14 protein-coding genes are annotated in these 11,832 nt (G+C 44.8%); 11 read left to right on the forward strand and 3 right to left on the reverse strand.

Features of this window, described 5'->3' with window-relative positions:
- The first annotated feature begins 173 nt into the window (after positions 1-173).
- From LAY57_RS22285 to LAY57_RS22335, 11 genes are all read left to right on the forward strand, one after another.
- The gene (locus LAY57_RS22285) at positions 174-929 is read left to right on the forward strand and encodes a DUF6920 family protein (protein WP_249069050.1); all 756 of its coding nucleotides are present in this window, start codon (positions 174-176) and stop codon (positions 927-929) included.
- 106 nt (positions 930-1,035) lie between these two features.
- Positions 1,036-2,136, forward strand: a complete 1,101-nt coding sequence (locus tag LAY57_RS22290; protein WP_249069051.1) for a ferrochelatase — start codon at positions 1,036-1,038, stop codon at positions 2,134-2,136.
- A 118-nt stretch (positions 2,137-2,254) separates the two neighbouring features.
- Positions 2,255-2,911, forward strand: coding sequence for a head GIN domain-containing protein (locus tag LAY57_RS22295; RefSeq protein ID WP_249069052.1), 657 nt, complete (start codon positions 2,255-2,257; stop codon positions 2,909-2,911).
- Positions 2,912-2,983: 72 nt separating this feature from the next.
- The gene (locus tag LAY57_RS22300) at positions 2,984-3,766 is read left to right on the forward strand and encodes a ZIP family metal transporter (RefSeq protein ID WP_249069053.1); all 783 of its coding nucleotides are present in this window, start codon (positions 2,984-2,986) and stop codon (positions 3,764-3,766) included.
- Between the two features lie 851 nt (positions 3,767-4,617).
- Positions 4,618-5,355: a DUF1003 domain-containing protein gene (locus tag LAY57_RS22305; RefSeq protein WP_249069054.1), complete on the forward strand. Its 738-nt coding sequence runs from the start codon at positions 4,618-4,620 to the stop codon at positions 5,353-5,355.
- A 119-nt stretch (positions 5,356-5,474) separates the two neighbouring features.
- A complete protein-coding gene (locus LAY57_RS22310) occupies positions 5,475-6,185 on the forward strand; it encodes a cadmium resistance transporter (RefSeq protein ID WP_249069055.1) in 711 nt (236 codons plus the stop codon).
- A 368-nt stretch (positions 6,186-6,553) separates the two neighbouring features.
- Positions 6,554-6,952 carry a YidH family protein gene (locus LAY57_RS22315; protein ID WP_420839113.1) on the forward strand — a complete coding sequence of 133 codons (399 nt, stop codon included), beginning with the start codon at positions 6,554-6,556 and terminating at the stop codon, positions 6,950-6,952.
- A 307-nt stretch (positions 6,953-7,259) separates the two neighbouring features.
- Complete coding sequence (gene trpB / locus LAY57_RS22320; protein ID WP_249069057.1) at positions 7,260-8,522, forward strand: tryptophan synthase subunit beta; 1,263 nt, start codon at positions 7,260-7,262, stop codon at positions 8,520-8,522.
- Positions 8,523-8,642: 120 nt separating this feature from the next.
- Positions 8,643-9,203, forward strand: coding sequence for a CAP domain-containing protein (locus LAY57_RS22325; RefSeq protein ID WP_249069058.1), 561 nt, complete (start codon positions 8,643-8,645; stop codon positions 9,201-9,203).
- Positions 9,193-9,822 carry a ribonuclease D gene (locus tag LAY57_RS22330; RefSeq protein WP_249069059.1) on the forward strand — a complete coding sequence of 210 codons (630 nt, stop codon included), beginning with the start codon at positions 9,193-9,195 and terminating at the stop codon, positions 9,820-9,822. The genes LAY57_RS22325 and LAY57_RS22330 overlap by 11 nt, the downstream gene beginning before the upstream one ends.
- Positions 9,823-9,866: 44 nt before the next feature.
- Positions 9,867-10,031, forward strand: coding sequence for a hypothetical protein (locus LAY57_RS22335; RefSeq protein ID WP_249069060.1), 165 nt, complete (start codon positions 9,867-9,869; stop codon positions 10,029-10,031).
- A gap of 42 nt (positions 10,032-10,073) precedes the next feature.
- Here the strand turns inward: LAY57_RS22335 and LAY57_RS22340 are convergent, their stop codons facing one another.
- The 3 genes from LAY57_RS22340 to LAY57_RS22350 form a co-directional block, all read right to left on the reverse strand.
- Positions 10,074-10,457: a rhodanese-like domain-containing protein gene (locus LAY57_RS22340; RefSeq protein ID WP_249069061.1), complete on the reverse strand. Its 384-nt coding sequence runs from the start codon at positions 10,455-10,457 to the stop codon at positions 10,074-10,076.
- A gap of 309 nt (positions 10,458-10,766) precedes the next feature.
- Positions 10,767-11,375, reverse strand: a complete 609-nt coding sequence (locus LAY57_RS22345) for a rhodanese-like domain-containing protein (RefSeq protein WP_338022467.1) — start codon at positions 11,373-11,375, stop codon at positions 10,767-10,769.
- Positions 11,376-11,477: 102 nt separating this feature from the next.
- The coding region (locus LAY57_RS22350) for a tetratricopeptide repeat protein (RefSeq protein WP_249069062.1) at positions 11,478-11,832 on the reverse strand (355 nt) is incomplete at its 5' end.

The following is an 11,832-nucleotide window of genomic DNA, read 5'->3' on the forward strand; positions in this document are numbered from 1 at the left end:
ATTTTTGAGTTGATGGGCAATGAGAATATCCGCCTGCGGATACATATATATATATGATGCGATCGCTATTCTGGATGATATAACCAAAAGCTTTTAACCAGTAACATACATCGTATTTTTAACCAAAGCTTCAGCGCAAAGTGCTGTATCTTGCCCTTTAAACCTTTTAAAACATGACTAAAATCCAAGAAATTTCTCTAGACGATTTGTGGGAATCAGCACCGAAGAGCGATCGCGACTTCAATCCTGAATCATTAATCAATCTTCCCAATCTAGCCCGTCGCTATTTGGAACACGCGATCGCCCCCGGTACACCCCTCGCATCCGCCGTTCGATTTTGGATGCGAGGCGAAATCAAACTCGGAGAAAAATGGCATCCGTTTAAGGGAGAGGAAGCGATCTATTGGAATCGCGGCATGATCTGGCGGGCGACGACTTGGATGAAAGGTTTACCGATTTGGGGAGCCGATCGCATCGTGGATGGTGTCGGCGAGTCGCAGTGGAAAATCCTGGGGCTATTTCCCGTAATGCAGGCATCTGGTGCTGATATCACCCGCTCTAGTGTGGGGCGAGTTCAAGTAGAGTCGATGTTGCTGCCTTCCGTCCTCTGCAATCCCGACATCTCCTGGACAGAATTAAACGCTTCACAGGTACAGGCAAACTTCACAGCACTCGCCGAACCTGCCAAACTCACCCTGACAGTTAGCGATCGCGGGATGTTGGAGCAAGTCAAAATCGATCGCTGGGGTAATCCCGAAAGCGGAGATTTCCACTACGTTGATTTTGGTGGAATCATCGAGGAAAGCGGCACATTTGACGGCTACACGATCCCGACTCGCCTCCGCGTTGGCTGGTATTTGGGGAGCGATCGCTTTGAGTCGGAAGGCGAATTCTTCCGCTGTGCGATCGATCGGGCAATCTATCGATGAAGGAGGCATCAATGTCTAAGTTTTTGATAAGTCAAGTTTTGAACAACTACGTCAGTACACGCTAACTTTTTCCAATTTTACCATTAATATTCAACCCAATAATACAATGATTAATTGTCAATCCCAAGCGACAGATTCCGTCGCATCTCAAAGTGAAGATCGCGTTGCAGTTTTGCTTGCAGGTTATGGTGAAGTGCAATCTTATCGCGATCTAAATCTCTACAATCAAGCTGCAACTAAGTACATCGCGGCTCAGTTTGTACCAATTCCAGAGTGGCTATACCCCTTGGCGGGCAAGATTCTAGCGCTTCAAGATTTTTACAATTTTGGGGTTAAGCATCATCAGTTCATTTCACCTGAAAACGAGATTTTTGAGAAACAGCGCCTGGGTATAGAAGCACAGTTACAAAACCGATGGGGAAATCGCGTAGAAGTATTCAAGGGATTTTATTTCTGTAAACCCTTTGTACAACAGGTTGTGGCAGATATTAATCAGCAGGGTTTTCAGCACTTACTTATCTATCCTTTACTTGTTGTCGATTCTGCCTTTACAGGAGCAATTGCCGTCGAACAAGTCAATGAAGTTATTGCCGCAAACGCACCGGAGAATAATCCTCAACATTCTCCATTTAAATCAGTTCGGTATATTCCATCATTTGCAACTGAACCTGCTTATGTCGATCTGATGGTGCATCAAATTGAGTCAGAGCTGAATCAACCTTTAGTAAGTAGCTTTTTTGAGTCTCGAATTGGCATCATACTTGTAGTTCATGGTGGCCCAGAAAAAGCAAAAGGACTGTTGACTGGTGTGATTGACGGACAAGCACTTTCTGATGCTGTGCGATCGCAATTGCAACAGCGATATCCGTTAATCTCAATTGGCTGGGTAAACCATGACACTCCGTTCATCAATTGGTCACAACCCGACCTCAAACAAGCCGCAAAAAGCTTGATTAAATCAGGTGCCCAAGCCATTTTATTTAAGCCCCTCGGTTGGGCAACTGAGAATTACGAAACCATTCTTGATGTGGAGGATGTCATTCAATCTTTACGTCCTCAGTATCCAGATGTAACTTACGTGCGGCTAAATTGTGTCAATGACGATCCTGATTTTTTAAAGATAGCAGCAGTATGGGCAAATCCTCATATTGAAGCCATGCTGAACACACAGCAAATCCTAATTGGAACTCTAAATTCTACCTATTAGGTTATTGGGCTTGATTTACTTATGATTTCTGTGCTTGTGGAAACGCCGAAAAAGAGCGCGAACTATTCCGATCGGGAGTGAGGTTTTGCTTCATACACATAGTACAAAGGAATACCAGATGAAGATATTGACACTAATCAGCATAGGATTAGTTATTGGCTTGGCGGGATGCAATCTCATTAATACCATCTCCAACGTTAAAGGAAGTGGCAATGTTAAGACGGAGAAAAGATCGCTTGCTTCCTTCACTTCGCTAGAAGTGAATTTTGCCGGTTCGATCGAAGTGCGTTCTCAATTGCAGAAAAGTCTCGAAATTAGCGGTGATGATAACATCATCCCATTAATTATTACTGAAGTTAAAAACGATACTTTGTACATCCGACCCAGTAAAGGATATAATCCTCAGCAAAAACTACAGATCGTTGTATCCACTCCCAATCTTAAAAGGTTTGTCTTCGATGGAGCGGGTAAAGCTAATCTATTAAATTTAAAGAATGACCGATTGGAGATAGTGGTTCGTGGAGTCGGGAGTTTCAGTGCATCTGGTGAAACAAAGGAGGTGGATATTACATTGTCTGGTGTGGGAAGTGTTGACGCGAAAAATTTACGTGCTGTCAACGCAAAGGTAAATTCATCGGGTGTCGGAAGTGTTGACCTATATGCAACAGGGCAACTGGATGCAAAGACATCTGGTATAGGAGAAATCAATTACTATGGAAGCCCAAAAATCGTCAACAGTCAGGCTGATGGGATCGGGAAAATAAACAAGAGATAAATGATGTGCGATCTATTCCGATCGGGAGTAAGGCATATTTAGATGGATAATTGTAGATGATATTGAGAGTTCGTGAGTGAATTATGGAGTGTTACGATCGAGTGCAAACTAACAGAAAAAGTCATGCAAGCATTTATTTTTGCCCTCACACTATCAGCCTTACCAGTTATCAGTAACTTCATCGGTGCGATGATTGCCGAAGCGTTACCTTTATCAAAACAAACATTAGGACTTGCATTACACGCTGCTGCTGGTGTGCTACTCGCGATCGCATCCACCGAATTGCTGCCCAAAGTTGTCTCAGCTAAACCAGCCTGGGCGACTATTCTGGCAATGTTTGTTGGTGGAGCTTTTTATGTGTGGGTTAATCAACTTCTCAACTTGAGCAAAAATCGCCTGCGGGGGATCGATGGCAATAAAGTGGCTTGGGCAATTTTTCTTAGTATTGCGATCGATTTATTTGGTGATGGATTAATGATTGGTACCAGTCTGACAATCTCACAACATTTAGGAGTAACACTAGCATCGGCGAGAGTTGTCGCTCACATTCCCGAAGGATTTGTGACTAACGCAGAGTTTAAGAGTCAAAATATGCCGCGCGTACAGCGATTTTTGTTGCTTGCTGCCTTTACGATCCCGGTTTGGCTGGGTGCAACTTTAGGCTATTGGGGATTGCGTGGACAATCCGAACTTCCTAAGCTAGTTGTGCTGGCATTTACAACGGGTACTCTGATTACAGCAATTGTTGAAGAAATTATTCCCGAAGCACATCAAACTCAGGATACAAACTGGTCTACTTTGACGTTTATTGGAAGTTTTGCTCTTTCAATGTTATTTTCTACTTATCTTGAGTAACAAACGTATTGCTATGAACCTATCCACTTCTCAACAGCGAGGCGATTTGTATCTCACAATCGAACTATTTCCCCATCCATTTTTTCAGTTTTCTGGTGATACAGCGGTTTCCGCTGTAATGAGGTACACTAAATATTCTGTAGCGGTTTGTAATAAATTGGTTTACTAATTGCTACTGTACCTCATAAGAGCGGGAACCGCTGTAACTTAACCTGCGAGGTTCCCCTTCGCCCAGATGAAGCTGTCTTAGGTACTCAAATTCACTCCTATGAAGGAGGCATCCATGTCTAAGTTTTTGATAATCGCTGGGGTTTAATAAGTTAATTTAGACTAAATTATTGACTTTTTTAGTTAATCTGCACTTTTTCTCCCGCCAGTGTAATGCAAAATATGGAGTTGACTCTCATTATTAAATAATCTTTTGAATATTTATACTTAAAAAGTATCCGCTCTTTCACTTCTACGCTTCTGCCACTGTCTATATCACAGTTGAGGGTGCAGAATGTGGGTTTTAGGGTGGGCTGTGCCCACCCTACCTGAAATCTTTAATGGTGTAACTTTTGTCAATGAGTAACAATACTCAATTTATTAGTTTTTGAGAATGAGAATCTGAAGTTGGGTGCTTCAAGTTCTTTTTTGTCCGGGTGGATCATATTAATCACTTTATTTTATTAAATCAACAACTAAGAACATTTGCTTTTATCGGTACTCAGCAATTACAGTAAAAGTTGTAAGGCAAGCAATGAAGTCTTGTTGAGGCGGAACCCAGCCATTCAATTTGGCGGTATTAACCGATCTTTAGCCCCACACTCATCTGCTGCCAGTAAATTTTAGTCTCCTAGAGGTGCAACATGAAGCCAACAAATTTATCTTCAAACGCCGTTGATACAGAAAAACTTTCCTTACCTCAAACCCAACGGCAACTGAAACAACTGCCACCAGAACCCGATGATAAACAATCGACACTAGGCCAGCGGCTTGCCGATACACTCGCCTCTAAAGTAGGTTCTTGGGCATTTCTCATCGGACAATCAACCGTTCTGGCCGGATGGGTGGGGGTGAACCTCACGCCGGGGTTACCCCACTGGGATCAGTCACCATTCATCCTGCTCAACTTAGTGTTTTCCTTTGCCTCAGCCTACACCGCACCCATCGTTTTGATGAGCCAAAATCGCCAGTCTGACGTGGATAGAGAAAACTCAGCTTATAACCACAAAGTGAATCTGAAAACTGCACACGACCTGGAACTGCTTCACGAAAAAATTGATGAGTTCCACTCAAAGCAGCTACAAGAATTCGCGCAAATGTTCAAGCAGCAACAACAATCTCGCGATGAAGTCAAAGTTACTGTAACGCCAGCACCAAAGCCTCAAGCTGTTGGCAATAGTAAATCGACTAATTCCCCAGTGCCAAGTACTCTTATGCCTATCCTTTTTGGTGCTACGCCAGCAGTCAATCGGCAAACTCAAAACGAATTATTGAATAAATTTTCAGATAGTCAAGCTTTCAACCAATACCAACCAAGATGGGACGGTAAAAATCTGTTAATCCGCCCATATCTTGATGAGAGCAAGCGAAATGCTCAGTAAGCTCGCCGCCCTAATATGAGAGTCTTGACATTAACCTACTCGTTGCTTGCATTAGGTGCAACTCTAGGCTCTCGGAGTATCACTATAAGCCTTCCATTTGAAAATTAGGACAGAGGGAAATGAGCCAATTATTGACTTCCATTAGTACCGCTTTAGCCGCTTTTAGTGCCACCAATATTGATGATATCGTTATCCTGACGCTATTTTTTTCACAGGTAAATGCGACTTTTCGGCGTCAGCACATTGTTGCCGGTCAGTACCTTGGGTTTAGTGCATTGATCGCCGTTAGCCTTCCCGCTTTCTTTAGTGGGTTAATTCTGCCGCCAGACTGGATTGGAATGCTTGGAGTTGTTCCCATTGCGATCGGCTTGAATCGCTTGCTGAATCGGGAAACAGATGAATCAGAAGTCACTGCCCAAACAGATCCTTGTGTCAAGTCTCTATTGACCAGTTTTTTATCTCCCCAAACTTACGGTGTAGCAGCTATCACGATGGCCAATGGGAGTGACAATATCAGCATCTATGTACCGTTGTTTGCTAGCAGCACTTGGTCGGGTTTGTTAGTTATTCTTGGTGTGTTCTTTCTGCTGGTGGGAGTTTGGTGCTACGCAGCTTACCAGTTGACTCGGTTACCTGCGATCGCAGACGCCCTCACTCGCTACGGTAACAGTCTGGTTCCTTTTGTCTTGGTTGGGTTAGGTATTTCGATTTTAGTGGAAAGTGGCACCTTGGCAAGTATCCCGTTAACGGGACTCACCTTCATGGCTGGTTGCGGCTGTTTGTTTGCCCTCAACAAAAATAACAAACAACTTGAAGCCGAAAAGCATTGAAGCACAGAACAGAAGCCGGAAACGAGTTGGGTTGCTTTCGATTATTGCTGCGATTACAGCCTTTGGAACCACTAACGTTGATGACAACCTAATCTTGATGCTTTTGAGAGCGCGAGTCAATATCAGCTTTAGCCCCAAACATATCAATGTGGGGCAGCACGTTTGATTAAGTCCTTTACTCACTACAAGTCTTCGCTTACCGATTAACCCGTTAATCAAAAATTGTTTGTGTCCTCTGCGGCTATGCCCGGAGAATTTTTTCATTTTATGTTGATTAACTTAAGGCTTTTGATTATCGTAGAAAGTGGCACGCACCGATCGGGTCTTACTGCTGGTTAAAATCAATAATATTTTAAGCGATGCAATCATTGTTCAAATGCAAGGTAGATACAGAGAAACTAAAACGAACAGATGAGTCGCGGGTGCGGGAACACTTGGCGAATGAACGTACCTATCTGGCATGGATGCGGAGTGCGATCGCTTTGCTTGGGTTTGGGGTTGTCATCGTGCGCCTTCGTGCCTTTCATCCACCTATGTTGCCCGATCCTGGTAATAGTTGGAAAATTGGTTTAATCTTCTCTATAGTAGCTTTAGTCACAGTGTTGCTCTCAACCCAACACTACTTCGCCGTCCGCCGCGACATCGACGAGGACTTCTACGAACCGGCTGACCGTTGGGTCATTCTTTTGAGTCTTGCGGTGACACTCCTGGGTACTGGAGTGATTTATTTTGTCTTTACAACACCTATGAGTCTCATGGGTATTTAGTGATGCTATAGCTAGGGGCTAGGGGCTAGAATCAATGGTTTGGTGGAATTAAGAACGTCTTAACTGACGATAGCGGTTGCTATAGATGAAAACTGTTGGAACACTCACAACTTTGACTTTAATTCCTCTCTAGTAATAAAATCAAATGTTCTTATTTGTTAATAAGATAAATAAAAGTGATTAATTAGCTTGGGCCGGAATTGGCAAACCACACTGATGGCAGGAAAAATTTGTATAGCGATCGTTACTTCCTTGTCCTTCTTGTCCGTGTCAGAATGGAGGTCTGTCGTGTATTCTCGCCTGACCCGTGACCACTACTCCTCTCTCTTACAGTTCCCAAACAGCAACTGACTCCCCCGCTCAACAACCGGACGCCCTGGGAAGATTTGGGCGCTTTGGTGGCAAATACGTGCCGGAAACGCTGATGCCTGCTTTGAGCGAACTAGAGGCGGCATTTGTAAAATATCGCTCTGAGGCAGATTTCCAACAAGAACTCCAACAACTCCTGCGAGACTATGTGGGACGCCCCAGCCCCCTGTACTTCGCCGAACGCTTAACCGCTCACTATGCCCGACCTGACGGCACCGGGCCGCAAATCTACCTCAAACGAGAAGATTTAAACCACACTGGGGCTCATAAAATCAACAACGCTTTGGCTCAGGTATTGTTGGCCAAGCGGATGGGCAAGCAGCGCATTATTGCGGAAACTGGTGCGGGTCAACATGGGGTGGCGACAGCAACTGTTTGCGCCCGGTTTGGGCTGGATTGCGTTATTTATATGGGCGTTCACGATATGGAACGACAAGCCCTAAACGTATTCCGAATGCGGCTGATGGGGGCAGAGGTACGCCCAGTGGCGGCGGGAACGGGAACGCTGAAGGATGCGACTTCGGAGGCAATTCGGGACTGGGTGACGAATGTGGAAACAACTCACTATATCCTGGGTTCGGTTGCTGGGCCGCATCCTTACCCGATGATGGTGCGAGATTTTCATACGATAATCGGTGAGGAAACTCGCGCTCAAGCTGAAGAAAAATGGGGCGGTTTGCCGGATATTCTGTTGGCTTGTGTGGGTGGTGGGTCAAATGCGATCGGACTTTTTCACGAGTTTGTCAATGAGCCTTCTGTGCGGCTGATTGGTGTGGAAGCTGCTGGGGAAGGCGTCGATACAGGAAAACACGCGGCTACCTTGACAAAAGGAAGAATTGGTGTATTGCACGGGGCGATGAGCTATTTGCTGCAAGATGATGACGGTCAGGTGATCGAGCCGCACTCGATTAGCGCTGGGCTGGACTATCCTGGTGTTGGCCCAGAACATAGTTATCTGAAAGATTCGGCGCGTGCTGAGTATTACAGCGTGACTGACAAAGAAGCTTTGGAAGCGTTTAAGCGTCTATCTCAGCTGGAGGGGATTATCCCGGCGTTGGAGACGGCTCATGCGATCGCATTCCTGGAGACTCTCTGTCAAGAGCTTACCGGCAGTCCCCGCATAGTCATCAACTGCTCCGGTCGCGGCGATAAAGATGTGCAGACAGTCGCCAAGTTTTTCAATGAAGGGGCTAGGGGCTAGGGGCTAGGGGCTAGGGGAAGAGAGGGGCTAGTAAGTAAGAAATGATGTTCAATTCTCGATCGAAATCCTTCTTTTTATTTCCCCAGTTCCTAGTCCATAGTCTCTCCCTAAGCGTTGAAGATGCAAAAACGATTTACGGCAATTGTTGTGGGAACGATCGTGCTGAGTAGTAGTTTGGTGGGCTGCGATTTCATCAAGAATATTGGCAAACTTCAGCCTAGCAAACCTACTGCAACTACTTCGCCAAATTCAGGTTTTCAAACATCACAATCTAATTCCTTAAATGCCTTGGAAAAATCAATTCACCAACAAGTAAACGAATATCGCAAATCCCGTAATTTACCGCCCCTGACGCTGGACGATCGCATCAGCGAACAAGCAAAGATACACAGTCAAGCGATGGCTAGCGGTAAAGTTCCTTTTAGTCATGAAGGATTTGAGCAGCGAGTTAAAGCGATCGCTAAATCGATTAACTATCGCAGTTCTGCTGAAAATGTCGCATTTAACCAAGGTTATAGTGACCCAGCCACTCAAGCTGTTCAAGGTTGGTTAAAAAGTCCCGGTCATCTGAAAAATATTGAAGGTGATTTTGACTTAACTGGTGTAGGCGTTATCAAAAACGCTCAAGGCGAGTTCTACTTCACGCAAATTTTTATCAAGCGTTCTAGATATGGATTTTGAAGAAGATTTTCAGGTTTGCGATCGCGACCTTTCCGATTCCCTTTTAGCTGAGTATCTCCAAGCTGAAGCTGTAGCTGTGGATACCGAAACAATGGGATTGTTGCCAATGCGCGATCGCTTGTGTCTCGTGCAACTATCTTGTCCCGGTTACTTAACTGTAATTCGCATTCCTAAAGGGCAAACAGAAGCTCCGAATTTAAAACAGTTAATGGAAGCATCAAATGTTACTAAAGTGTTCCATTTTGCTCGCTTTGATGTTGCCCAATTGCGTCAGAATCTGGGCATTGACGTAGCGCCGATATTCTGCACTAAAATCGCCAGCAAGTTAGCCAGAACTTACACACAAAGACACGGACTTAAAGATGTGGTGCAAGAATTAGAGCGAGTGGAACTTGACAAAACTGCCCAAAGTTCCGACTGGGGAAATGCGGCGAATTTATCTGAGGAGCAACTGCGTTATGCTGCGAATGATGTGCGTTACCTGCTGAGTGTGCGACAGAAACTGATTGCTATGCTCAAACGCGAAGAACGTTACTCACTTGCAGAGCAATGCTTTCAGTGCTTACCGACAGTGGTGACAATGGATTTACTGCAATTCAAGGATATTTTTGAACACTGATGATTGTCAGTGGTGAGTGGTGAGTGGTGAGTGGTCAGTGGTGAGTGGTGAGTGGTGAGTGGTCAGTGGTGAGTGGTCAGTGGTCAGTGGTCAGTGGTCAGTGGTCAGTGGTTAGTGGTCAGTGGTCAGTCGTCAGTTGTCAGTTGTCAGTTGTCAGTTGTCAGTTGTCAGTTGTCAGTTGTCAGTTGATGGTTTCTACTAACAATTGACCACTGACTAATGACTAATAACTAATGACTAATAACTAATGACTAATTACCAATGACAGTATATGGGATAGCTTCTACAGGAAAACCTACTGCTTTCCATGCTGCGAGACCGCCTCTTAGTTCGGAGACGTTCTCAAATCCAGCTGTACGCAGTTTGGTTGCTGCTTCGGCAGTTTCTTCGTCAATTTCGCCGTAGACATATAAGTCGCGGCTGAGTACAAGGCTGGGGAGGGCGCGATCGATCAATTCGTTCATAGGCATGGAGATAGATCCCATGATGTGACTGGTGTTGAAGAGGTTGCGATCGCGCACATCGATAATTGTCAGTGCTGGTTCGCCCCAGTCTAGTCTAGCTTTCAAGTCATAAACGAGCGATCGCGCCTTCATAGGTGGAGGCGTGGGAATCAGGTTTGGGAAGGGGCTCATAGCGTTTACAATTTTTTATAACGTTAATTGCAATTTAACAATTAATTTTACAATTTGCAAACTTTTATTGATAAATCATTTACATATTTAAGCATTTATGCTTAGGAGCGGCAGAGCTAAAATATAGCAACCGCCTTGGCGGTTAGGACATTCTCAATTCCCGAAACGTTGGCGGATTCTAAACACTTCTTCCCCTAGTCCCTAGCCCCTAGCCCCTAGTCCCTAGCTATAACATTGGGGCAAAATCAGGAAGATTGCCCCAAATATAGCTATATGGTGCGTTGCAACGCACCATACAATATTATTTGTCTACTTGGTCTTCGTTGATTGATGATTTTTTAGCCGATCGACCACATTATAATCATCAGCACCCGCAGGAGTTCTCGATTCGGAAACGCCTTCTGTGGGGCCACCGATCGCTTTCCATGCAGCCAAACCGCCTTGCAGTTCGGCTACTTTTTCAAACCCAGCACTGCGAAGTTGATTGACAGCTTGAGAGGTTTGTTCGTCGCTATCAGCGTAGACGTAGATATCGCGGTTGAGGTCAATGCTGGGTTTGGCTCGTTCTACCAATTCATCGATCGGCATGGGCATAGCTCCCATGATATGACCGTCGTTGAAGATTTCGCGATCGCGCACATCCAGAATTGTAAAAGCTGGTTCGCCCCATTCCAGGCGAGATTTGAGGTCATGTGCAGAGGATTGCGCCTTGAATCCCGGCGGGGTAGGAGTAATGTTGGGCATCTTCTCTTTAGCGCTGAGAATAGCCTCAGAAACCTTGTCGCCAGAGTATTTAATGTCGTCTGATAGCTTTTCTTTAACGGTTTGACCGGCGTCTGAAACCTTGTCGCCCGCCTTTTGAATGCCTTCGGAAATGTTATTTTTAGCTTCTTGAGCTTTGTCTTGGATATTTTCCATGTTTCAATCCCTTTTTACTTCACCTGAAATGTAACAAGTAACTCAAAATCAGCTAATCTTTCTTTGGGGTGATCACTGGAATTATCCTTCTTTAGGCACAGTTCATCCTTCTTTAGACTGAGTTGAGTCAGTAGGTTCAGAGTTATTAGTAGCGCTTATCTTAGCACGCAAGTTTTCGAGGTTTTCGCGAATAGCGATAGTTTGGGGATGGTTGGAGCCTAAAGTGCGTTTTCTCAATTCCAAAGTTTGCAAATACAGCGGTTCTGCTTCCCTGTATCTTCCTTGGGAATAGTAGAGATTTGCCAGATTGTTCAGATTTGTGGCGACATTGGGATGTTCATCTCCCAACCAGCGTTTTGTCAATTCCAAAGTTTGCAATAACAGCGGTTCTGCTTCCCTGTATCTTCCTTGGGAATAGTAGAGATTTGCCAGATTGTTCAGATTTGTGGCGACATTG

It is taken from the genome of Argonema antarcticum A004/B2, assembly GCF_023333585.1.
Taxonomy (GTDB): Bacteria; Cyanobacteriota; Cyanobacteriia; order Cyanobacteriales; family Aerosakkonemataceae; genus Argonema; species Argonema antarcticum.